Here is a 21,945-nt window from a genome sequence, read left to right as displayed (position 1 = left end):
ATTGTTGGTGGGATAGTGGCACAACAGTTTTACTGGTATTTTGAGAAGTGGGGGACAGATGCGCGACCTCTTAACGTTATCTGACCTCCGAACTCAGTTCGAGACGGACCGCGGCACCGTCAAAGCCGTCGACGGCATCGACCTCACCGTCAGGGAGGGGGAAACCGTCGGTCTGGTCGGCGAGTCCGGCTCGGGGAAATCCGTCACAGCGCTCTCGGCGATGGATATCGTCGATGAGCCCGGTCACATCGCCGGTGGGGAGATCCGGTTCGGCGCAGTTGAGACCGTCACGCGGCTGTCCCGGCAGTATCCGAAGGCAGTAGGGACAGAGGACAGCGACAGCGGTTTCATCACTATCGACGCGGCGACGGTCGACCGGAGTCGTCTCCCCGCATCAGTTGACACGACGGCTGACGACCTGTCGCTGGCCACGCAGTTCATCCGGGAAGCCCCGAAGAAAGCCCTCTCGGAGAGCGGCGACGCGCCCGTCACGATTACCGACGGCTACGTCGATCTGACGGCGGCCCCGGAGCGGGTGATGCGGGACATCCGCGGCGGCGATATGGGGATGATCTTCCAGGACCCGATGACATCCCTGAACCCCGCGATAACAGTCGGGGAACAGGTCGCGGAGAGCCTGCGCCTCCACCGCTACGGGAGCAAGCGAAACGACTCGTGGTTCAACGCCGTCCGTGAAATCACGCCCTCGATCAGCCGGGGCGGCGAGATGGACGAGGAGATCCGGTCGGATGTCATCTCGCTGCTGGAAGAGGTCGGTATCCCCGAACCGGCCGACCGCGTCGACGAGTACCCCCACGAGTTCTCCGGCGGGATGCGCCAGCGCGTCCTCATCGCTATCGCGCTGGCGTGCCGACCGAAGTTGCTGGTCGCCGACGAGCCGACGACGGCGCTCGACGTAACCATTCAGGCACAGATTCTGGACCTCATCGACGACCTGCAGGCGGACCTCGGGATGTCGGTGTTGTTCATCACCCACGACCTCGGCGTCGTCGCGGAGACCTGTGACCGCGTCGCCGTGATGTACGCCGGCGAAATCGTCGAAGAGGGACCGGTCGAGGAGATCTTCCAGAATCCGTCCCATCCGTACACGTACACGCTGCTTGAGTCGATACCGGGCGAGGGGACTGAACGGTTGACTCCCATCGAAGGCAACGTCCCGAGCCTCATCGACATGCCCGAAGGGTGTCACTTCGCCGACCGCTGTCCGTGGGCCGAGCCGGAGTGTCGCGAGGGCGACATTCCGTATCTCCAGCACGGCCCGGACGACGTCACCCACCGCTCGAAATGTATCCTCGAGTCGTTCGACACGGACGAGTACGGCACTGGCGACACCGGCGTTGCCGCAACGGAGACGACGCGAACGGACAGACAGCTCATGGAGGTCGACGGGCTGAAAAAGCACTTCTCGCGGGCCGACGACCTGCTGGATAAGTACATCGGCCGCGAACCGGAGTCAGTCAAGGCTGTCGACGGCGTCTCGATGGACATCTACGAGGGCGAGACGCTGGGACTCGTCGGCGAGTCCGGCTGTGGGAAATCGACGACCGGTCGGACAATCCTCCGGCTTCTCGAACCGACAGACGGAACGGTTGTGTTCGCCGGACAAGACCTTTCGGACCTCGACAAGAGCGGGCTCCGGGAAGTCCGTCGGGACCTGCAGATGATCTTCCAGGACCCGATGTCCAGCCTCGATCCACGGATGACCGTCGGCCAGACGATTATGGAGCCGCTGAAGATCCACGACCTCCCGGAAGACACCGGGGACGGCTCCCGCCGCGAGCAGCGTGTCGAACGGGTGGCCGACCTCATGGAGGCGGTGGGGCTCGACCCCGACCAGTACGACCGCTACCCGCACGAACTGTCAGGCGGACAGCGCCAGCGGGTCGGCATCGCTCGCGCGCTCGCCGTCGACCCCGATTTCATCGTCTGTGACGAACCCGTTTCGGCGCTGGATGTGAGCGTGCAGGCTCAGATAATCAATCTTCTTGAAGACCTCCAGCATGAGTTCGGCCTGACGTACCTGTTCATCGCCCACGACCTGAGTGTGGTGCGCCACATCTGTGACCGCGTCGCCGTGATGTATCTCGGCGAGGTGGTCGAAATCGCCGACACCCCGGACCTGTTCGCGGACCCGAAACATCCCTACACGCGGGCGCTCATGTCGGCGATCCCGGAGCCGGACCCGACCGTCGAGGCCGACCGAATACTGCTGAAAGGCGATGTCCCGTCGCCGATTGACCCGCCGTCGGGCTGTCACTTCCGAACTCGCTGTCCCGAGGTCATCCCGCCGGATATCGATATCGAACAGGAGACGTACCGCGAGGTAATGGACTATCGGCAACGGGTCGAGGACGAGGCCATCGCCATCGATGCAGTCCGAGAACAGGCCGAAAACGCCGACAGCGTCACAGCGGCGACGGACGGCGGCGCAGACCTCACCGAGCCGCCAAGCGGCAGTGGAGAGACGCCGATGGCAGCGTTCAAACAGACGATGTTCGACCGGTTCTTCGACACGAACCTGACCGGAGAGAACCGCCGCGTCGTCGAAACGTCGATCGAACATCTCGCGGAGGAAGACTGGGACGCCGCCGCATCAGTGCTACGCGACCGATTCGAGAGCGTCTGTGAGACACAGCACCCCGAACTCCAGCCGGATGGCCACCCAGCGGCCTGCCATCTGTACGAGCAAGAAGACGGCGACAGTGCCTGAATAATATTACTTAGCTGCACATAACTCTCAGGAGATATATAACAGAATCATTGTTCTATCCGGTACAATTATAATAGATCTGTTTGAAGAAAGTCCCATGTCATCTGGTGATTCTCTCGACAGGCGGAGCTTCCTTACCGCGGCCGGCAGTGCCGCGGCAGCAGCAACGCTCGCAGGTTGTTCCGGCGACGGTGGCGACGGTGGTAGCACCGACGGCGGCGACGGTGGCGGCGGCACTGATGGCGACGGTAGCGACGGCGGCGACGGCGGGGACGGAACGAGCGACCAGACGCTCGTGTACGCCCGCGGTGACCACCCCGAAAACTACGACCCCCAGCAGACGACGAGCGGTGAAGTCGCGAAAGTCACCAACCAGATATTCGATACGCTCATCCAGTTTGCGGCCGGAAGCGGCGGCCAGTTGGAGGATGGACTCGCGACCGACTACTCTCTCGAGGGAACCACCGCGACGCTGACGCTCCGAGAGGGTGTGATGTTCCACAACGGCGAGGAGTTCACCGCGTCGGACTTCAAGGCGACCTGGCAGCGCTTCACCCAGAGCGACTACCAGTACTACCTCGGCGACGAAACCCGCTCGGGATACGGGCCGTTCACGCTGGGCGACTGGATCGAGAGCGTCGACGCGAGCCAGGACTACGAACTGACGATCGAACTCACGCAACGGTACGCCCCGTTCCTGCGGAACCTGGCGATGTTCGCCGCGGCCGTCCTCTCGAAGGCCCAGATCGAAGCGATGGGCGACAGCCAGGCTGACCTCGGAGCCGAACCTGCGGGGACCGGCCCCTTCCAGTTCGACACGCTCGATAACCCGAACGAGCGCATCCGACTGACGGCCAACGGCGATTATTGGGGCGACGGTCCGAACGTCGGGACGGTCATTTTCAAGACAATCACCGAAAACAGCACGCGGGTGCAGGACGTGATCAACGGGGCCTCACACATCACGGACAACCTCGACTCCTCCGGGTTCCAGCGCGCAGAGGAGAGCGGGACGGCGACGCTGTTACGGAAGAACGGCATCAACCACGGCTACATGGCGATGAACATGGCCCGGTTCGAGCCGTTCCGGGACCGGCAGGTCCGCCAGGCCATCGCCCACGCCGTCAACACCGAGGCCATCGTCAACCAGATCTATCAGGGCTTTGCAACGCAGGCCTCCCAGCCGCTCCCGCCGGACGTGCTCGGGCACAACGACGACCTCGACCCGTACCCGACGGACAAGGACCAGGCCCGGTCGATGCTCGAAGAGGCGGGCTACGGTGACGGCTTCGAGTTCGAACTCGCGACGTTCTCGAATCCCCGGGGATACAACCCCAGCCCGGTCCAGACCGCAAACCAGGTCAAATCCGACCTGGAGGACATCGGCCTGACGGTCAACATCAACCAGTTCTCCAACTTCGGACCGTACCTGGACTACACCTCCGCCGGGAAACACGACGCCTGCTTCCTCGGCTGGTACACCGACAACGCCGACCCGGACAACTTCATGTACGTCCTGCTTGACCCGAAAGTCGAGATGGACGCCGTCCCCGACGGCCAGGACTGGGTCAGTTTCGACACGGAAGGGTACTCGACGCTCAACGTCTCCGGGTGGGCCAACACCGACTATATGGAGCTCGTCCGCGAGGCCCAGCGGACCTACGCCGAAGGCGACCGCGAGACGATGTACGCGGAGGCCGCACAGATCGCCTACGACGAGTCCCCCTGGGTGTTCATCGACTACGCCGAGACGCTCCGGGCGGTCAACGAGGCTGTCGTCGAAGATTCCTACACGGTCAGCTCCGTCGGTGGCCCGTATCTTAACACGGTCGAGCTGCAGTAGCGCTTCAAGAGAACTTTCGAATGAACTGGACACAGTTTCTTTTCAGGCTGATCGAGCCGGTGGTACCGCCACGGTTCGTCATCAAGCGGTTGCTGTTGCTCATCCCCGTGCTGTTCGGCGTGGCGTCGGTCGTCTTCGCGATTCTCCACCTGGCACCGGGCGACCCGGCGATCGTCATCGCCGGCCAGCGCGCGTCGGCCGAACAGCTAGAACAGATACGTGTTGAGCTGGGACTTCGACGGCCGCTCTGGGAGCAGTACCTGAGCTTCCTGTGGGATGCGGCGCGGTTCGACTTCGGCCAGTCCTACAGCATCAGCCGCGGGAACAGCGTTCGTTCGGTCATCTCGGACCGCCTCCCAATCACGCTCGAACTCGCGATTTACGGCCAGGCAGCAGGCATCCTGCTCGGTCTGCCGCTGGGCATTATCTCGGCAGTCAAACAGGATTCGCTGACGGACCACGTCACCCGAATCGGGGCGCTGACTGGCATCTCCGTACCGATATTCTGGTCCGGGCCGCTGCTCATCCTGCTGTTCTCGACGTATCTCGACGTGTTCCCGACCAGCGGCCGCATCAAGTCGACGTTGTTCTTACCCGACACTTGGACGCTGCTGGGTCGTGAGCTGCCCCTGACTGGGATGATAACCGTCGACACAATTTTGCTCGGGAACACCGAAGCGTTCCTCTCGGCGATCCATCACCTGTTCCTGCCGGCAGTGGTCATCGGCGTCTACTCGACGGCGCTCATCTCGCGGATGATGCGCTCCTCGATGCTCGAAGTCATCCGGCAGGATTACATCCGGACCGCGCGGGCGAAAGGGCAGGGCGCGAAGATCACGCTGATGAAACACGGCTTCCGGAACGCGCTGATTCCGGTCGTCACCGTCATCGGCATCCAGTTCGGCACGCTGCTGGGCGGGGCAGTGCTGACCGAAACCGTGTTCGGCATCAACGGGATGGGGCTGACCATCGTCACCGCCATCGGCGTCTCTGACTACCCGGTCGTTCAGGGCACAGTGCTCACCTTCGCCCTCCTGTTCACGCTCGTGAACCTCCTCGTCGATGTCACCTACAGTTACCTCGACCCACGGATTCAACAATGAGTACGGACACTGAGACACGGGGTACGCTGGGACGCCTACGAGCGTCTCCGTTCCTCGCAGACCTGCTGACGAACCGCCTCGCCGTCGTCGGGCTGACGATTATCCTCAGCATGGCAGCCGTCGCCATCTACGCCCGCGTGACCTACGACTTCGGCGCGCTCACAAGCTCGCAGCTGGGCACCGAGATTGCCGACCGCGCGCCGCCCGGCTGGCTCGGTCCCGCGCCCGCGAACCAGCAGCTGTTCGGCACGGATGCGGCGGCGCGTGACATCTACAAGCGGAGCCTGTACGGCGCGTGGCTGGCCCTGAAGTTCGGGACGATTACTGTCGGTACATCGACGACCGTGGGTGTCGGTCTGGGGATTATCGCGGCGTACTACGGCGACGTGACCGACAACGTCATCATGCGGACGATGGACGTGCTGTTGGCGTTCCCGCCGCTGTTGCTCGCGCTTGCGCTGGTCGCCATCTTCCCGCGAGACCTCGGCCTCTGGCGGGCCGTGGTGGCGCTCGTGCTGGTGTACACGCCGCGGTTCGCCCGGGTTGTCCGGGGAGCCGCGCTCAAAGTGCTCGAAGATGAATACGTCGACGCCACGGTCGCGCTTGGCGCGACTGATCCGCGAGTTCTCATTCGGCATATCCTGCCGAACACACTCGCGCCGATTACCGTCCAGTCGACGCTGAACTTCGGACTCGCCATCATCGACCTCGCGGCGCTGTCGTTCCTCGGGTTCGGTGCGCAGGCAGGGACGCCGTCGTGGGGCCTGATGCTATCCCGTGGTGTCGAGAACGGCCTCCTGACGGGCGAGTGGTGGCTCTCCTTCTTCCCGGGGCTGTTCCTCGCTATCACCGTCCTTGGATTCAACCTGCTCGGTGACGGGATGCGCGACGCGCTCGATCCGCGGATGCGCGAAGCGGTCGACTGATGGCCCAGCGCGGTGACCCACCTCGGCTACGGCAGTACGTCGCGGCCCGGGTTCGGCTGGTTGGGAGCGGGCTGGTCGTCGGCCTCTTGCTTGGCAGCCTCGGCATGGCGGGCTGGACGCTGTACACCGGCGATGCACGGTCGAGCGAAGCGACGGTGTTCGCTCTCGGCGCACTGGTGTTTGGCTTTGGCCTGCTGGGCTGGTCAGGGTCGATACTCGCCGGTCGCGGCATCGAAGCGATGCAGGAACACATGGACACACGGAGCAACTGGACCGAGCGCGATTCGCGGCGAGCGATGGCACGACTCTGTGGCGGTGGCGGCGGGATAATGGTCGGGACGTCCGTCGTCGCGGCGTTACTCTAGCCGCTCGCTGTCCGCGCCCCGGACGTTCTCGCCCTGATGGTCGTAGAACACGTCTTCCTGAGCGGTTGTGTCTGCAGCGTCCAGCGCGTCGCCGCGCTCGTAGACAACCGTCCCCCGAACCATCGTCCATTCAGGGAACACCGCATCGTAGCCCTCGAACGGTGTCCAGCCACATTTCGAGTGGAGCGTCTCACCACTGATCTCGCTTGTCTCAGTCGTATCGACGAGTACGAGGTCGGCATCCTTGCCGGCTTCGATAGCGCCCTTCTGTTGGATGCCAAACACGTCGGCAGGGTTGCGTGCGGTGAGGTCCCGAACGCGCTCGTAGGTGAGCCCGCTGTCCGGGTCACGGGCTTCGGCCAGTAGGAGCGGGAGGACCGTCTCGACGCCGGGGACGCCTGACGGCGCGTCCCAGATGCTGGCGTCTTTCTCCTCGCGGGTGTGTGGCGCGTGGTCCGTCGCGATCATGTCGACGGTGCCGTCGACGACACGCTCGTAGAGCTTCTGGCGGCGTTTTTCGCGGCGCAGGGGCGGATTCATCCGCCCGAAGGTCCCCAGCTCAGAGAGGTCACGCCGGGAGAGCAGCAAGTGGTGTGGCGTCACCTCGGTCGTCATCCCGGCCTCGCTGGCGATGTCGACACCCTCCAGCGTGGATGTGTGGGCGATGTGTATCGTCGCGTCGTGCTCTTTCGCGACGGCGCAGGCCCGCTCAACGGCTTTCGCCTCCGCCTTGGCGGTGCGGAACGCGCTCCATGCGTCAGCGTCGTCGCGGGCCTTGGCGTCGCTGTTGAAGTAATCGGCGTCCTCAGCGTGGACGGTGACCGGCACGTCGTTGTCGGTGGCGGCCTCCAGTGCGTCTGCGAACAGGTCGGCCTCGATACCCATGTCGCCGGTCGAGTCTGCGAGGAACACCTCACCGAGCGCGAACAGGCGACGGCGCAGGAGGACGTTCGGAATCCAGTCGGCCGTAACGCCGCCGTTGATACCCCAGTCGACGACAGAGTCGGCGGCGAACTCGGCTTTCTCGTCGAACGACTCGCCGTCGATGGTCGGCGGATCGGTGTTTGGCTGGTCGACAACGGTTGTGACGCCGCCGGCTGCCGCGGCCCGCGACCCGCTCTCCCATGTCTCCTTGTGGGGGTAGCCGGGCTGGCGGAAGTGAACGTGCGCGTCAATCATTCCCGGAAACAGCCGTTTGCCAGTCGCTTCGATGACGTGCTCGTCGGACGCGTCGAGATCGCGACCGACTTCAACGATTGACTCGCCACGCACCCGAACGTCGCGTTGGCGGCCGTCCGGCAGCGTTGCGTTACGAATGAGCATACGCCCTGTCGGCCGGGCGCGCCCCTAAGTCTCTCGGATGGTGCGCACCGACACGTCACGGCCGTCAGCCAGTGACTGCTCCAGCGCCGCGATGACTCGGCCAGGGTCGTCGGTCCCTCCAGCGTCGGCGACACTCCCGACGCTCTGTGTGTCGAACCGGACATCGAGTGTCTCGTAGACTGGGGCCAGCACCCCGGCGATGGCCTCGTGGTCCCGAACGACGACGACGCCGCCGATAACGGCGACGGACTGGTGGACGCGCTGGGCGAGCCCGGCTATTTTGCCGTCGGCCTGAAGCGAGTGGCTCCCCGGACAGAACGCAGCGTCCGGTTCCCCGGTCCGAGCAGTGATACCGCAGTCGTCGAGGGCACGTTTTACAGCGGCTTTGGCCCACTCGTAGCGGTCGTCGATACTCCCTCGCGGGTCATCGGTCGGGACGGCGAGGGAGAACGAAACAGTCGATCCGGTGTATGCGACGGCGCGGCCCCCCACGGCGCGCTCAATGACGGTGTACCCCCGGTCGCGAGCAGCCCGGCACGCTCGGTCGTAGCCGTCGCTGTTCGCGTCACGGCGGCCGAACGCGACCTGTCTGTGCGGTCGCCAGGCTCGCAGGGCTGGTTCGCGGTCTTCAGCGACCGTCTCGGCCATCTCGCGGGTCCGCTCGAAGTCGGTTTCGGGGTCGGCGGCGCGGCCCCGTAGCAGACGCATAGGCAGACTATACGGACCCTCGGGATTAAAACGGTCTGCCAGTTCAGTAGACGAATCTCTCGCGGGGCGGATAGCGAACAGGCGACACGTGGTCGTCGCGGCGGGACGTGTCGCACACCCGCTGCCCCCGCCGCGGCGGTCGTCAGCGCACGCGAAGCGGTGGTCCCGGCATGGGTTTTGAATCCTCGGACGACAGAGCCATAGTGATACATCGCTAATCGCCGTCGATGGCCGTCACGATACCGCGAGACGTACTCTTTCAGTACTACCGGTTTTCCCTGTACAACTCGCCGTTCGACGCCCACGACGAGGGGTGTGCCATCGACCTCTATCCCGACGGCGAGCGCGCGCCGTCACCGGTCGCCGGTGAGGTTCTGGATACGAAAACAGTGCAGGCCCCGCCGAAGGCCTACGCCGCCGAACACGACCACCTCATTCTGGTCGATACTGGCGACACTGTGGCGCGGCTACTGCACGTCGACCCCACTGTCGAGGCCGGCGAAACGGTCGCCGTAGGGGACGACCTCGGGGAGCTGGTCCGGGCGGGCTTTTTCGCGCCGTGGGTTCCGAACCACATCCATCTCGGCTTCCGTGCTCCCGACACGAACCCCTATCGGGCATCGGGGTCACTGCCGGTCGACGTGGCTGTCGACGTGACGCCGCTGTCATGGGACGGGACGGGCACTGTCGTCGAGGGCGGCGAGACGTGGGTCCGACTCGACGAGCCGGTCCATCCAGCACCCGGTGACTCCTTCGCTGGCATCGCCAACGATGTCGACGGCGACGATTCGGGCGTCCTCGACGGCGGTTTGCCACACTACTCGGGCGGGGGGTTGCTGTCCGGGGACGGGACAGCGGTCGCCGCTATCGCCGGAGCGCGTCTCGGGACAGCCGACGGTCGCACAGTCGCATGGGACGACCTGACCGTACTGGCAAACGGCGAACCAATAACAGGTATCGCACTGTTCTGTGGCCGCAAGCGTTTCGGCGCGAAACTCGTCGGCGAGGACATCGACCTCGTCGTCGGCGAGAAGGTGCAGGTGACTATCGAGCAGGATACGACCGGTGACGACGCCACGTAGCTACGACTCCCCGTAGCGCTCCGGGTGTTTGCGGAAATTCAGGTCGTACTCGGGACCGTCCCCGACCTCGCCGCTATCGCCGCGAACTGGGTCCCCGCCCATCCGTCAGGCGAACGTGAGGGCGTCGCTGTCAGTCAGTTCGCCGAACAGCCACTCGGCGTGGTCCAGTGCGTACTCGCGGTGTTCGTCCTCGATGTAGCCGACGGCGTCCTCGACAAGCACTGGTCGGTAGTCGCGAAGGCCGGCACTGGAGGCGGTGTGGAGCACACAGACGTTCGCGAGCGTGCCACAGATAACTAGGTCCTTCACGCCGTGGGCGTCGAGCCAGCCCTCCAGTTCCGTCTGGTAGAAGGCGTCGTAAGTGTGCTTGACGACGACCAGATCCTCGTCCTGTGGGTCGAGTTCCTCGACGAGTTCGGCTTCCCACGAATCTTCGACGACGTGTTCGCCCCACCGGTCAAACTCGTCGTAGTAGTGGGTGTCCTCGAACTGGTCGGGCGGATGCACGTCGCGGGTGAACACAATCTTCGCGCCGGCGTCGCGGGCACGGTCGACGAGGTCGGTACAGGGCGCGATAGCTGCTTCGCTGTCCGGTGCGTAGAGGCTTCCGTCGGGGTGACAGAAGCCGTTCTGCATGTCAACGACGACCAGAGCGGTCTGCGCTGGGTCGAGTTCCATGCGGGAGCTTTGGCGGGGCGCGACTACGAAAGTTACTCTGGCGGTAGTTCGGACGGCGGAAACAGACACAAAAATCGGTCTGCCCGACGAATGTACTCACGGTGAGCGTGTGACTTTTCACTGTGGTGACCTACCGTGGAAGTAGATGCGCCGCCCTTTCGCCCTCGTCGTTCTCTGTGCCGTTGTGCTGTTACTTGCGGGGTGTCAGGCACCCACCGCGTCGCCAGAGACGGAGTCGAGCAACGTCGATCTGACGCCGAGCGAACCCGCGACTGACTACGGGAGCAACGACTCCGCCCCGAAAGCGCCTGCGACGGACCGGCTGGGCTACGAGAACGGCTACTGGTACAACGAATCGCTGTCGGTAACAACCGAGGACGGACTGAACGAGACGGAGCGGGACGCCGTCGTCGCACGAACGATGGCCCGCGTCGAGCGGATTCGCGGGCTGGAGTTCGAGGAGACAGTCCCGGTCTCCGTCGTCTCGCGGGCCGAGTACCGCAACAGCACGGGCGGCGGCGAGACCGGCGATTCGCTGCGCCGGTTTGACAACGTGAAGTTCGAGGCGCTGTTTTTCATCGGCGAGGACCGCGATTCCATCGCCGTCCAGAACAGCAACCGCGGCGAGAGCGTGCTGGGCTACTACAGCAGCCAGCGCGGTGAAATCGTCATCGTCAGCGACTCCGAAACGCCAACGATTAGCCGGGGCACGCTGGCCCACGAACTCGTCCACGCCCTGCAGGACCAGCAGTTCGGCCTCGAAAGTGACGCACGGACGCGGGATCAGGTGCAGGGTCGGAACGGCGTGGTCGAAGGCGACGCCGTCGCCGTCACCCAGGCCTACACCGACCGCTGTGGCGAGGCATGGCGCTGTATCGACAGGCCTGCTCAGAGCGGCGGTGGCGGTGGCGACCGCCACTTCGGCATCAACTTCATGCAGTATTTCCCCTACAGCGACGGGCCCGGACTGATCGGTGACCTTCGAGAGCGCGGCGATTGGGGCGCCGTCAACGACGCATACAACAACTATCCCGACGGGGCCGCCGAAGTGACATACCCCGAGCGCTACCCCGAGTGGGAACCCGAGTCAGTCTCGCTTGCGGACCGCTCCAGCGACGACTGGGAGCGGGTCAGACCCTCGACTGACCGCGACCGTCCCGACTACGCCGTCGTTGGTCCCTCAGCCATTGCGGGGTCGATGGCGTACACCATCGCCGATGACTACAACGAGTCGAGCGTCGTCCAGACGCGGGACGTCATCAACTACGAAGACGGATCGCTGGACAGCGACGATCCGTACAACTACGACCTGCCAGCGACCGACGGCTGGCAGGGCGGCCGGATGCACGTCTACGAGAGCGGCGACGAGACGGCTTACGTCTGGAAAACGACCTGGGCCAGCGAGGCCGACGCTCGGGAGTTCGCCGACGCCTGGACGGCAGTCATCGCTCACTGGGGCGGCACTCGAACCGCCGAGGGCCACTGGATAATAGCGGAAGACAGCCCCTACACCGACGCTGTTTCGGTCAGGGTCGACGGGCAGACCGTCACCGTCGTGAACGCACCGACAGCCGACGAACTGGGCGAGGTCCACGATGCGTAAGGAACTGTTCGTCGTGTTGGCGGTCGTGCTTGCGGGCTGTACGGTCCCCTCCTTCGGCGGCAGCGACCACCCCGAGACGCCAACCGGGCAAGACGCCATCGGCTACGAGAACGGGTACTGGTACGACGACCCGGTGTCGGTGACGACCGACGACGGACTGAACGAGAGCGAGCGAGCGGCTGTCGTCGCCCGGACGATGGCCCGCGTCGAGCAGGTCCGCGACTTGGAGTTCAAGCAGTCGGTCCCGGTTTCGGTTATCTCCCGAGCCGAGTACCAGAATCGCTCGGGGGGCAACGGCAGCGGCGGCAGCAGCCGTCCACAGGACCCCTGGAACGACCAGGTGTGGGAGGCGCTCCTGCTCATCGGCGAGGACTCGGGCAGCAGCGAGGAGATCGACAACACGCTGTCGACGACGGTTCAGGGCTACTACTCGCCGAGTCGCGACGAGATCGTCATCGTCAGCCCGACGGAGACGCCACAGATCGACCGGCGGACGCTCTCACACGAACTCGTTCATGCCCTGCAGGACCAGCACTTCGGGCTGAACGGGTCCGCAAAGACGCAGGACACACAGCTGTCACGGCAGGGTGTCACCGAGGGCGAGGCCAACTACGTCCGAATCCTCTACGAGCGCCGCTGTGGCGACGGCTGGGGCTGCATCGCGCTCCCTGATCGCACGAACAGCGGGGGAGGCAGCGATGACGGGGACGGCGGGAACCAGTCGCCGAGCTACAACGAGGGGCTGTTCACCGTCCTCTATCAGCCCTACGTCACCGGGCCGCGGTTCGTCGATCAAATGCGCTCGGACGGCGGTTGGAGCGCTGTCGACGCGCTGCACGACGATTTCCCGGATAGCACCGAGCAGGTACTCCACCCGGAGAAATATCCCGACGAAAAGCCAGTAAACGTCAGCGTCGCGGACCGCTCGTCCGACGAGTGGAGCCGCTTCGACCACGACCCGGTCGGCGACACAGTCGGAGAGACCTCGGTTTATGCGATGATGTACCACAACGGGCAGGTGGATGGCGACCGCTACAGCTACGAGAGCGAGATTTCGGCGGGCTGGGGCGGTGACCTCGTCGTGCCCTACCGCAACGGCTCGGGCGGCTACGGCTACGTCTGGGAGACGCGCTGGGATACCGAGGAAGACGCGAGGGAGTTCGAACGGGCCTACCGAGCGGCGCTGACAGAGGAACACGGCGCCAGCCAGCCCCGCGAGAACGTCTACGTCGTCCCCGACGAATCGCAGTTCAACGACGCCTTCCGCGTGGTCCGGTCGGGGGAGACCGTCCGCATCGTCAACGGACCGGCGGTCGGCGACCTGAGCGAGATACACGACCCGGCGCGCTGAGAGCGCTGTCCCGCGACCGTCGACCGGACCGCTTTTTCCCTCGCCCGGCCGAACACGGGACAATGACCGAGGAGTTCGACATCGTCTCTCCGGAGGCGATTCGCGAGGGGCGGGCGACCGACGCCTACTTCGACCGGACGATGGAAGCGCTGGAGCACGCGGGCAAGAACCCGGACGTGGTCGCCGAGGTGACGGCAAACCAGTTCGCGACAGGTCGGTGGAAGCTGCTGGCGGGGCTGAAAGACGCCGCCCGGCTACTGGAGGGCCGAAGCGTCGACGCCGACGCGCTTCCGGAGGGCCAACTGTTCGACGGTGGCCCGGTAATGCGAATCGAGGGGTCCTATCGGGAGTTCTGTCGGCTGGAGACCGCGCTCCTTGGGTTTCTCTCGCATCCGACAGGCATCGCGACGCGGGCGTTAGAAGCCCGCCACGCCGCGCCGGAGTCGACAGTACTCTCCTTTGGCTCGCGCCACGTTCACCCCTCCATCGGCGCGATGGTCGAGCGGGCGGCGCTTCTGGGCGGGCTCGACGGCATCTCGAACGTCGCCGCGGGGGAGGTCATCGGCCGGAATGCCGGCGGGACGATGCCCCACGCGCTGATGATATGCTTCGGCCGGGGCAATCAGGAGGCGGCGTGGCAAGCCTTCGACGAGGCCGTCCCCGAGGAGACGCCCCGCATCGCGCTGACGGACACCTACAGCGACGAGGCCGACGAGGCGCTGCGGGCGGCCGAAGCCATCGACGACCTTGCCGGCGTCCGACTGGACACGACCGGCTCCCGCCGCGGCGACTTCCGGCACATCGTCCGCGAAGTCCGCTGGACGCTGGACGCCTACGGCCACGAGGACGTGGACCTGTTCCTCTCCGGGGGACTGACCCCGACGACGCTCCGTGAGCTTCGGGACGTGGCCGACGGCTTCGGCGTCGGGAGCTACGTCGCCAACGCCGACCCGCTGGACTTCGCGCTAGACATCGTCGAGGTGGACGGCGAGCCGGCGGCCAAGCGCGGGAAGCTCACCGGGAAGAAGTCGGTGTACCGGACCGCCGACGGCGGCCACCACCTCGGACTGGCCGAGCGCGAGGGGCCGGCCGGGGCCGACTCGCTCATGGAGCCGCTGATTCGGGACGGCGACGTCGTCCGGGAGTTCGACCTCGATGCCGCTGTCGACCGCGCGGCGGACGACGCCGAACGGGTGGGTTACGAGGGCGTCGGGGACGAGTAACGGGCGTTAAGTCGCCGGCCCGCCTACGCGGCGTATGGTCGACCGCATCATGAAGGTCAACGCGTACACGACCTTTGACCTGCTCGACGGTGAGGTAGAGGGTCACGGCTTCGAGGAGGAGGCCCTGGCCGTCCTGAACGTGACCGCGCCGCGGAAGAACCCGGACCATGTCGAACTCCAGCTGGAGATGGACAACACCGACCTCGACGCGGTGAAGCCACACGCTGACTCGGTGACGCTGTCGGCGGCCCAGGCCCGCGAACTGGCCGCCGAACTGGAGGAGTACGCGGAGAAAGTCGAGGACGCACAGTCGGAGTAGTCCGTCACGGCGATAGTCATGCATCGCGGTTCGATAATTCTATGGTGTGAAGACACATACCACGAAATATGTCAACCGAGACGCCCGGTAATCCAGCCGCACGGGAACTGGGCTATTGCCCGTGCTGTGGCTACCAGACACTCCCGGAGGGCCGACCCGGGTCATACGAGATGTGTCCGGTGTGTCACTGGCTCGACGACCCCATTCAGTTCGGCGACGCGGAGTTCGTCAGCGATACGAATCACGTGTCACTCACGGAAGCGCGGGAGAACTTCCGCGAACACGGGGCGTGTTCCCCTGACGAAGCCGGTGACTGCGAGGAGCCGACAGACCTCGACCGTGACCCGAACTGGCCCTACGAAGAGTAACGCTGGCTGCTGGCTCACGCAGCGAGCGCGATGTCCAGATACAGCATGACGATGACGCCGGCCATCAGTCCGAGCGTCGCAACCCGCTCGTAGCCGCGCTGGTGCGTCTCGGGGATTATCTCGTCGGAAATCACGAACAGCATCGCGCCCGCCGCAAAGCCCATTGCATAGGGCAGGAGCGGTTCGATGGTCACGACGGCGACAGCGCCGAGTACTGCGAGCGGGATTTCCACGGCGCCGGAGCGAATTCCCGAGAAGACGGCATAGAGCCGACGATCCAGACCCGCGTTGATTGCCGCGACAGAGACGGCCAGTCCCTCGGGGATGTTCTGGATACCGATAGCGAGCATCAACGAGAGCGCGCTCCCGATCTGGAGCGGGTCGCCGGCGGCCGCGCCGAAGCCGACACCGACGGCCAGCCCTTCCGGGATGTTGTGGAGCGTAATCGCGAGGATGAACAGGATGACGCCCGTCAGTTTCGACTCGTCGACCGGGAGGGTCTGACTGGGGTTTGCCGCGTCCGACCGACGGCTGCCGGTCAGCAGGTAATGGGCGTGTGGGACGAGCCCGTCGGCCCGGTCGAGGAACAGCGCTCCCAGGCCCACGCCGACGAGCGTCGGAACCGGGTTTCCGTCCGAATACTGCTCGATGCCGGGGATGATGAGGCTCGTGAACGCGGCGGCCAGCATCACGCCGGCGGCGAACCCAAGCGCCGTGTCCAGCGCCCGCTCAGAAGGGTCACGCCAGACCAGCACGAGCGACGCGCCGAAGAGATTCATCGTCGCGATGATGAGCCCGCCAACGAGGCCGTTTATCAGCGGGTCGGTGCCGACGAGGTCGACGAACAGGTCGACGAACCCGGATTGCATTGTCCAGTAGTGCACGTCGCCACCTCTTGGGTGTACCGACCGTTAGCGCGGGAGTGGCGGACCAGTTCGATCTGGCTGTTCGAAAACGCCTCAGCGACTCAGCCCCGCTGCTAGAACGGTTCCGGCGAGCCGACGAGCCGCCGCATCTCCATCGCACTGGCAAAGTCTTCGCGGGAGACAACACGGGTTCCCTCGGGGCCGTCGACGAATGCGGCAGTGGCTCTGGCGGTGTCGAGTTCGACGAGCGCATCGAAGGCTGCCGTCTCCGAGGCAAATCGCGGCAGGTCGGTGTCCATCAGGTCGGCGACGGTGTCGGCTTCGCGTTCGGTCTTCGAGAGTGTCCTGAAATCGCCGACTGTGACGACGCCAATCACGTCGCCGCCGCGCGTGACAGCGAACTCGGTCCGCCGATCAGCGAACATCCGGTCGACGAGGTCCTCGACGGTTGCGTCGGCCTCGATAGTTGCGTCGAGCGGGCTGGCCACGTCATCGACGGTCAGCCCCTCAAGCAGCGCTGCCAGCGCGACGGTACGGGATTCACTCGATGCAGCACCGTAGACGAACAGCGCGAGTAGCAGCAACAGCGGGCTGAACGAGAGGACGCCGATGACGGCGAACAGCACGGCGAACCCGGTCCCGATCCGAGCGGCGATTCGGGTCGCCGTCGCATACGGCCGCTTTCGTGCGAGCAGTGCCCGGAGCACGCGGCCGCCGTCCATCGGGAAGGCCGGCAGCATGTTGAACACGGCGAGAAAGATGTTCGTGACGGCTAGCCAGCCGATAACGAACAGCGTCACCTGCGCGCTCGCGGGCAGGGCAAACAGTGCGGCGTAGCAGGCAAGCCCGGTCAGAATACTCACCGCCGGGCCGGCCAGCGCGATGACGAGTTCCCGGTTCCACTCTTTGGGCATAGCTTCGAGGTTGGCGAGACCGCCGAGAATCCAGAGCGTAATCGACTCGACCCGGAGGCCGTAGCGCATCGCTGCCCATGCGTGGCCCAGTTCGTGGAGGGCGACGCTGGCGAACAGGCCGACGGCCGCGGCGGTCCCGATGAGCCATGGGGTCTGGCCCGCGGTCAGGACCGTGAGGTCGAGCGACACGCCCGACAGGGCACTCACGATGCCCGCGTACACCGCTATCTGCGCCCCGCTGCCGATAATCCAGGCCAGCACCGGCAAAAAGACCAGCAACGAGATGTTGACCCGTATCGGAATCCCCCAGACCGTCGTGATGTGGAAGTTTCGCACAGGCGAGCAGACGGGCACCGGTCGGGTATATCTTCTGCCGGGGACCGACGCCGACGAGTAGCGGACTTATTCAGGGTGTAGCGCGTACCGACGGTCAATGACAGTTCGACACGACGGGCTGACCGTCGACTGGCTGGGGTACGCGACGCTCCGGTTCGCCGGCGACGACACGGTGGTGTACGTCGACCCGGGCCGGTACGGCGTCCTCACCGGCGAGTGGGAACCCCACACGGACGGAATCGGTCATCCACCGAGCAGCGACTACCGCGCAGAAGACGGCGACGTTGTCTGTGTGACTCACGTCCACCACTACGACCCGGACGGTATCGAGCGCGTCGCGAGCGAGGACGCGACAATCGTCGCCTACGAGGGGATCGATGAGCGTGTCGGCGACCGGGACCTCCCGCCGCTGTCCTCGCTGCCCTACGACGTTGTCGAAGTCGGGATGAAATCACAGACGACAGTCGGGGACGTGCCGATATGGTCGACGCCGGCGTACAACGAACCGGACGGCCCACATACGCGGCCAGATGGCAGCCCGTACCACCCGGAGGGCTTTGGCTGTGGCTTCATGATCGCCGTCGAGGGGACCAGAGCCTTCTATCCGGGGGATTCAGACGTGCTGCCCGGCCACCGGACGCTCGAAGTCTCGCTGCTGTGTCCACCCATCGGCCCGCGGGCGACGATGGACCGCCACGAGGCCGCTTCCCTTGCCGCAACCATCGACCCGGACCTCGTGATGCCTGTCCACTACAACACCTTCTCTAACCTCGAAGCCGACTCCCGTGAGTTCGCCGCCGACGTGGCCGAAGCCGGCGTTCCAGTCGTGCTAGACGAGCAATGAGCCAGCGCCTGCAGCTCTCGGATATCACCGCCGCTCGGCCCACTCACTCCGGTCTTGGTGGGCGTCAGCGATCTTTTCAATATCGCTCGTCTCCAGAACGCCGCGTTCGGTGACGACCGTCACTGCCGACGCCGGCGTCACGTCGAAAGTCGGATTCAATACGGCGATGTCGGCGTCGCCGTCGTACATCCCCTGTGGCTCTCGCTCCTCGCTGTCCCACGTAGCGCGTGGCGCGATCTTGTCCGTTGCACACACCGCGTAGCAGTCCGTCTCCGCGGCGGCCGCCGACAGGGCCGCCGACCGGGTCCCGACTTTGTTGACCACGCGACCGTCTGGGAAGACGCGGTCGGCCCCGACGACGAGCGTGTCGGCGCTCCACGCATCCAATCCGTGGCCGAAGGCCGCGTCGGTTGTCAGTGTCACAGCAGTGCTATCAGCGAGTGTCTCTGCGACGCCGACGCCTTCACTGCCGGGCCGTGACTCGGCGATGAGTACGGCCTCGGGAGCAGTGGCGTCGACCACTGCGCGGACTGTCCCGGACCGAGACAGCGTGGCAAGGCGGTCGCCGACTTTTTCGGCGGCGACAGCGGCGGCCACGCGGTCGGCGGTCACCGCGTGGTTCAGTGTCTCTGTCGCAGCCTGTTCGACGGCCATCGGCGACTCGGCGGTGACGGCGGCCATCGCTCGGTTGACCCGGTTGGCGACGACGACCATCGAGGGGCGGGCCTCGCGGATTTCGGCGGCGAGCGCGGCGAGCGCGTCCCAGTCGTCGCCGTCCCGCTCGGCCGTCTCTAGGTCGTCGCTCCGTCCGGCGTCAGCCAGGGCGGCTTCGTCGCGTAGCACCTCCAGCGCCCGGAGTGACAGCCACGCCGAGCCGTGAGTCCGGTCCTCGCGAACGGTCGCCACTCGCGGCCGAACACGGTCCCAGGCGGTCCACAGCCGCGGGACCGTCTCACGGATCAGGATTTCAGGCGGGTGGACCCACGCGGTCTCGGTCGTCTCCTCGTTCGTCGTGACTGTGCGGGCCTCGCAGTCGAACAGAAACGGGTGGACCTGCCAGCGGACCCCATGGTCGGCGTCTGTGACCTGAAACGAGTCGCCCTGCCGGACAAGCGTCACCGCGTCGGCCAGCCCGGTCTCCTCATCGATTTCGGCCCGGGCGGCTGTCTCCGGGTCCCGGTCCCGCCCGGCATCGTCGGCAACGTGTCCTGCCATACCGCCCCACTGGCCCCGATACGAGCCGACCGCACCGCTCCGGCGCAACAGCAGCACCTCGCCTTCGCTGCGCAGGAAGCACGTCAGGACGGGGCGTGTCTCCATGCGAGGAGGAACGGCCGGTCAGGGCAAGAAACTCCGGGGCTGTAACGCCAGTCACAGCAGGACGCTGTAAAGGCTATAGCGCGTCGAGCAGGCGGTCGATGTCGTCGGCCGTATTGAACGCGTGGACGGACGCCCGGAGCGCCTCGGGATGGGGGAGCGACCTGATGATGATACCCTCAGCCGCGAGTCGCTCGACGGTCGCCTCGGGGTCATCAGCAGTGAACGTCACGAGTCCCGACTCGTAGTCGCGGGGACTCAGCAGTCGGTCGCCGAGCCCGTCCTTGAGCCGGTCGGTCAGCCGTTCGACGCGGGGCTGAATCGTGTCGAACCCGACGGCCTCGACCGTTTCGATGGCATGTGCGAGCGCGACGTAGGGAACCGGCGAGGTGGTGCCGACCTCGAAGCGGCGCGCACCCTCGTGGTAGTCGTATCCGTCAGCGCCGGGGTCTTCGACGCTTCGATAGCCAATGCGGGTCTGGTGGAGTCGGTCATACGCATCCGGGTCGACGTAGAGGAACCCGCCTCCCCAGACGCCCAGCAACCACTTGTGCCCCGCCGCGGTCACGAAGTCCGCGCCCCATTCGGTCACGTCAACGGGATGTTGCCCGACGGACTGGACGGCGTCGACGAGCACCTGCGCGCCGGCGTCGTGGGCCGCGTCGACGACGGCCGAAACCGGGAGTCTTGTCCCGTGGGTCCAGGTGAGCGAACTCAGCGCCACGAGCCTGGCGTCGGCCACGACATCGTTCACGGCTGCCATGTCGAGCCGCCCGCCGTCGGTCTCCAGCAGCCGGACCTCGACATCGTGGGTGTCGGCCAGCCGGTCCCAGGGGAGCGTACAGGCCGGGTGTTCGAGGTCGGTCCGGACTACCACGTCGCCGGGTTGCCAGTCTATGGCCCCCGCGACCATGTTGACCCCGTCGGCGGTACTGCGAGTGAACGCGACGTTGGCGGCGTCGGTCCCGATATGGCCGGCAACGACGTCGCGGGCCGCCGCGATAGCGTCCCACGCAACTGTATAGGGTCCCTCAGCCGCAGGCGCGTCGAAAGCGTGACGTTCGAGAAACGCCGTCGCAGCGTCGACCACTGGGCGCGGCGTCGGCCCGCTTGCCCCTGTGTTGAAATACGTACACCGTTCGAGTGCCGGAATCGACGCTCGGAGGTCGCCTGGGTCCATGTCCGTTCCAATGGCCCCCGATGTCTTCAGCCCTGTGTGACTCAGCAGGCAGCTACGACGGCGGATTCCCGGGACGGCAGTACGGTTCCATTCTACGGCAGCCCGGTATCCTCAAATCGTTTGTTTCGTTGGATTCCACAACCGCTATCGGTTGTTCTACTAATTCAATGTCGTTGCGGATGCCTCCGCGAATTCAGAGAGAGTCCGAAGTGGCGCTCAGTCCTGCTGACACGCACAGCCGCCCTGGTCGAAGAACTCCGCGACGGCGTACTGGCTGCCACAGGACTGGCACAGCACCTGCGCGTCCAGAAATACCTCGAAGTCCTCGATGTCGATGCGGCCCGTATCGCGCAGTTTCTCGATACGCTGGTCGGTGACCGACAGCGTTCGGGTCAGGAGTCGCTGAATGCTTTCGAGGTCCTTTTCGATCTTCTCGTCGTCGGACAGCCCCTGATACTCCGCGCCGCGCCATTCCTTCAGATACGACCGGATGGCCTGGTAGGTGATGAAATCGGTTTCGAGACGGTCGACATCGACACCGTTGCGTTCGAGTCGGTTGACGGTATCAGTCCGAACGCCCGTGCTGATGTCGTCACCAGTGAGGTTCTCGTAGGTCGATTCCACGTCACTTTCAAGCGCGCTCAGGCCCGCATCGACCAGTTCACGTTCGAGGAGGCGCTTGTTGAAAAACTCCGCGAGATCACGGAGACTCATCCGCTCTTCACCGTCACCCGTCCAGCGAGCCTCCATCTCCGCACCGAGTCCATCAAGTTCGTACTCGTCGATAAGTCGAGCGACCTTGCTCGACGGCCGGCCGTCTGTCGTATTCGCCATCTGTTGGTCCCACGTACGGTAACCGGAACTA

At 65.2% G+C, this 21,945-nt stretch carries 20 protein-coding genes; 12 read left to right on the top strand and 8 right to left on the bottom strand.

Annotated features, from left to right (window positions below; translation table 11 throughout):
* The first annotated feature begins 58 nt into the window (after positions 1–58).
* The 5 genes from AMS69_RS05955 to AMS69_RS05935 all read left to right on the top strand — a co-directional run bounded on the left by AMS69_RS05955 (position 59) and on the right by AMS69_RS05935 (position 6,968).
* The gene (locus AMS69_RS05955; protein ID WP_053967169.1) at positions 59–2,731 is read left to right on the top strand and encodes a dipeptide ABC transporter ATP-binding protein; all 2,673 of its coding nucleotides are present in this window, start codon (positions 59–61) and stop codon (positions 2,729–2,731) included.
* Between the two features lie 97 nt (positions 2,732–2,828).
* Complete coding sequence (locus tag AMS69_RS05950) at positions 2,829–4,574, top strand: ABC transporter substrate-binding protein (RefSeq protein WP_053967168.1); 1,746 nt, start codon at positions 2,829–2,831, stop codon at positions 4,572–4,574.
* A 20-nt stretch (positions 4,575–4,594) separates the two neighbouring features.
* Complete coding sequence (locus AMS69_RS05945; protein ID WP_080508806.1) at positions 4,595–5,677, top strand: ABC transporter permease; 1,083 nt, start codon at positions 4,595–4,597, stop codon at positions 5,675–5,677.
* The gene (locus AMS69_RS05940; protein WP_053967167.1) at positions 5,674–6,603 is read left to right on the top strand and encodes an ABC transporter permease; all 930 of its coding nucleotides are present in this window, start codon (positions 5,674–5,676) and stop codon (positions 6,601–6,603) included. The genes AMS69_RS05945 and AMS69_RS05940 overlap by 4 nt, the downstream gene beginning before the upstream one ends.
* Positions 6,603–6,968 (top strand): DUF7268 family protein, encoded by a 366-nt coding sequence (locus AMS69_RS05935; protein WP_053967166.1) that lies wholly within the window; start codon positions 6,603–6,605, stop codon positions 6,966–6,968. Before AMS69_RS05940 ends, AMS69_RS05935 begins: the two co-directional genes overlap by 1 nt.
* Here the strand turns inward: AMS69_RS05935 and AMS69_RS05930 are convergent.
* Both AMS69_RS05930 and AMS69_RS05925 read right to left on the bottom strand, forming a co-directional pair.
* Positions 6,960–8,291: a dihydroorotase gene (locus tag AMS69_RS05930; protein WP_053967165.1), complete on the bottom strand. Its 1,332-nt coding sequence runs from the start codon at positions 8,289–8,291 to the stop codon at positions 6,960–6,962. The two genes, AMS69_RS05935 and AMS69_RS05930, sit on opposite strands and share 9 nt — an antisense overlap.
* 24 nt (positions 8,292–8,315) lie before the next feature.
* On the bottom strand, positions 8,316–8,999 hold the full coding sequence (locus AMS69_RS05925; protein ID WP_053967164.1) for a lipoate--protein ligase family protein: 684 nt from the start codon (positions 8,997–8,999) through the stop codon (positions 8,316–8,318).
* Positions 9,000–9,226: 227 nt separating this feature from the next.
* On the opposite strand from AMS69_RS05925, the gene AMS69_RS05920 reads away from it, so the two are divergent.
* Positions 9,227–10,081, top strand: coding sequence for a hypothetical protein (locus tag AMS69_RS05920; RefSeq protein WP_053967163.1), 855 nt, complete (start codon positions 9,227–9,229; stop codon positions 10,079–10,081).
* Between the two features lie 105 nt (positions 10,082–10,186).
* Here AMS69_RS05920 and AMS69_RS05915 read toward each other — a convergent pair whose 3' ends face one another.
* On the bottom strand, positions 10,187–10,759 hold the full coding sequence (locus AMS69_RS05915) for a cysteine hydrolase family protein (RefSeq protein ID WP_053967162.1): 573 nt from the start codon (positions 10,757–10,759) through the stop codon (positions 10,187–10,189).
* A gap of 145 nt (positions 10,760–10,904) precedes the next feature.
* Here AMS69_RS05915 and AMS69_RS05910 point away from each other — a divergent pair, with 145 nt between their 5' ends.
* From AMS69_RS05910 to AMS69_RS05890, 5 genes are all read left to right on the top strand, one after another.
* On the top strand, positions 10,905–12,362 hold the full coding sequence (locus AMS69_RS05910; RefSeq protein ID WP_053967161.1) for an Hvo_1808 family surface protein: 1,458 nt from the start codon (positions 10,905–10,907) through the stop codon (positions 12,360–12,362).
* Positions 12,355–13,713: an Hvo_1808 family surface protein gene (locus tag AMS69_RS05905; RefSeq protein WP_053967160.1), complete on the top strand. Its 1,359-nt coding sequence runs from the start codon at positions 12,355–12,357 to the stop codon at positions 13,711–13,713. Before AMS69_RS05910 ends, AMS69_RS05905 begins: the two co-directional genes overlap by 8 nt.
* 62 nt (positions 13,714–13,775) lie before the next feature.
* The gene (locus AMS69_RS05900; RefSeq protein ID WP_053967159.1) at positions 13,776–14,936 is read left to right on the top strand and encodes a nicotinate phosphoribosyltransferase; all 1,161 of its coding nucleotides are present in this window, start codon (positions 13,776–13,778) and stop codon (positions 14,934–14,936) included.
* A gap of 34 nt (positions 14,937–14,970) precedes the next feature.
* On the top strand, positions 14,971–15,255 hold the full coding sequence (locus tag AMS69_RS05895) for a DUF6360 family protein (RefSeq protein WP_004515308.1): 285 nt from the start codon (positions 14,971–14,973) through the stop codon (positions 15,253–15,255).
* Positions 15,256–15,323: 68 nt separating this feature from the next.
* Positions 15,324–15,623, top strand: a complete 300-nt coding sequence (locus tag AMS69_RS05890) for a CPCC family cysteine-rich protein (RefSeq protein WP_004590819.1) — start codon at positions 15,324–15,326, stop codon at positions 15,621–15,623.
* Positions 15,624–15,637: 14 nt separating this feature from the next.
* Here AMS69_RS05890 and AMS69_RS05885 read toward each other — a convergent pair whose 3' ends face one another.
* A complete protein-coding gene (locus AMS69_RS05885) occupies positions 15,638–16,492 on the bottom strand; it encodes a ZIP family metal transporter (protein ID WP_053967839.1) in 855 nt (284 codons plus the stop codon).
* A 110-nt stretch (positions 16,493–16,602) separates the two neighbouring features.
* Positions 16,603–17,739, bottom strand: a complete 1,137-nt coding sequence (locus AMS69_RS05880; protein ID WP_053967158.1) for a site-2 protease family protein — start codon at positions 17,737–17,739, stop codon at positions 16,603–16,605.
* Between the two features lie 97 nt (positions 17,740–17,836).
* Here AMS69_RS05880 and AMS69_RS05875 point away from each other — a divergent pair, with 97 nt between their 5' ends.
* The gene (locus tag AMS69_RS05875; RefSeq protein ID WP_053967157.1) at positions 17,837–18,583 is read left to right on the top strand and encodes an MBL fold metallo-hydrolase; all 747 of its coding nucleotides are present in this window, start codon (positions 17,837–17,839) and stop codon (positions 18,581–18,583) included.
* Positions 18,584–18,607: 24 nt separating this feature from the next.
* Here the strand turns inward: AMS69_RS05875 and AMS69_RS05870 are convergent, their stop codons facing one another.
* From AMS69_RS05870 to rdfA, 3 genes are all read right to left on the bottom strand, one after another.
* Positions 18,608–19,903, bottom strand: coding sequence for an NUDIX domain-containing protein (locus AMS69_RS05870; protein WP_053967156.1), 1,296 nt, complete (start codon positions 19,901–19,903; stop codon positions 18,608–18,610).
* 73 nt (positions 19,904–19,976) lie between these two features.
* On the bottom strand, positions 19,977–21,080 hold the full coding sequence (locus AMS69_RS05865; RefSeq protein ID WP_053967155.1) for an aminotransferase class V-fold PLP-dependent enzyme: 1,104 nt from the start codon (positions 21,078–21,080) through the stop codon (positions 19,977–19,979).
* 216 nt (positions 21,081–21,296) lie between these two features.
* Positions 21,297–21,914, bottom strand: a complete 618-nt coding sequence (gene rdfA, locus AMS69_RS05860; RefSeq protein ID WP_053967154.1) for a rod-determining factor RdfA — start codon at positions 21,912–21,914, stop codon at positions 21,297–21,299.
* Positions 21,915–21,945 lie beyond the last annotated feature (31 nt).

It is taken from the genome of Haloarcula rubripromontorii, assembly GCF_001280425.1.
In the GTDB taxonomy this organism is placed as follows: Archaea; Halobacteriota; Halobacteria; order Halobacteriales; family Haloarculaceae; genus Haloarcula; species Haloarcula rubripromontorii.
Note: the sequence above shows the minus strand (reverse complement) of the source record. Positions and strands in the feature narration are given on the sequence as shown.

What these genes read in the sequence shown, in the direction of transcription:
- AMS69_RS05890 (WP_004590819.1), top strand. Translation starts at nt 15,324, where the DNA reads ATGTCAACCGAGACGCCCGGTAATCCAGCCGCACGGGAACTGGGCTAT.
- AMS69_RS05925 (WP_053967164.1), bottom strand. Translation starts at nt 8,999, where the DNA reads ATGCGTCTGCTACGGGGCCGCGCCGCCGACCCCGAAACCGACTTCGAG.
- AMS69_RS05920 (WP_053967163.1), top strand. Translation starts at nt 9,227, where the DNA reads ATGGCCGTCACGATACCGCGAGACGTACTCTTTCAGTACTACCGGTTT.
- AMS69_RS05945 (WP_080508806.1), top strand. Translation starts at nt 4,595, where the DNA reads ATGAACTGGACACAGTTTCTTTTCAGGCTGATCGAGCCGGTGGTACCG.
- AMS69_RS05885 (WP_053967839.1), bottom strand. Translation starts at nt 16,492, where the DNA reads ATGCAATCCGGGTTCGTCGACCTGTTCGTCGACCTCGTCGGCACCGAC.
- AMS69_RS05900 (WP_053967159.1), top strand. Translation starts at nt 13,776, where the DNA reads ATGACCGAGGAGTTCGACATCGTCTCTCCGGAGGCGATTCGCGAGGGG.
- AMS69_RS05875 (WP_053967157.1), top strand. Translation starts at nt 17,837, where the DNA reads ATGACAGTTCGACACGACGGGCTGACCGTCGACTGGCTGGGGTACGCG.
- AMS69_RS05910 (WP_053967161.1), top strand. Translation starts at nt 10,905, where the DNA reads ATGCGCCGCCCTTTCGCCCTCGTCGTTCTCTGTGCCGTTGTGCTGTTA.
- AMS69_RS05895 (WP_004515308.1), top strand. Translation starts at nt 14,971, where the DNA reads ATGGTCGACCGCATCATGAAGGTCAACGCGTACACGACCTTTGACCTG.
- AMS69_RS05930 (WP_053967165.1), bottom strand. Translation starts at nt 8,291, where the DNA reads ATGCTCATTCGTAACGCAACGCTGCCGGACGGCCGCCAACGCGACGTT.
- rdfA (WP_053967154.1), bottom strand. Translation starts at nt 21,914, where the DNA reads ATGGCGAATACGACAGACGGCCGGCCGTCGAGCAAGGTCGCTCGACTT.
- AMS69_RS05915 (WP_053967162.1), bottom strand. Translation starts at nt 10,759, where the DNA reads ATGGAACTCGACCCAGCGCAGACCGCTCTGGTCGTCGTTGACATGCAG.
- AMS69_RS05940 (WP_053967167.1), top strand. Translation starts at nt 5,674, where the DNA reads ATGAGTACGGACACTGAGACACGGGGTACGCTGGGACGCCTACGAGCG.
- AMS69_RS05955 (WP_053967169.1), top strand. Translation starts at nt 59, where the DNA reads ATGCGCGACCTCTTAACGTTATCTGACCTCCGAACTCAGTTCGAGACG.
- AMS69_RS05905 (WP_053967160.1), top strand. Translation starts at nt 12,355, where the DNA reads ATGCGTAAGGAACTGTTCGTCGTGTTGGCGGTCGTGCTTGCGGGCTGT.
- AMS69_RS05935 (WP_053967166.1), top strand. Translation starts at nt 6,603, where the DNA reads ATGGCCCAGCGCGGTGACCCACCTCGGCTACGGCAGTACGTCGCGGCC.
- AMS69_RS05950 (WP_053967168.1), top strand. Translation starts at nt 2,829, where the DNA reads ATGTCATCTGGTGATTCTCTCGACAGGCGGAGCTTCCTTACCGCGGCC.
- AMS69_RS05865 (WP_053967155.1), bottom strand. Translation starts at nt 21,080, where the DNA reads ATGGACCCAGGCGACCTCCGAGCGTCGATTCCGGCACTCGAACGGTGT.
- AMS69_RS05870 (WP_053967156.1), bottom strand. Translation starts at nt 19,903, where the DNA reads ATGGAGACACGCCCCGTCCTGACGTGCTTCCTGCGCAGCGAAGGCGAG.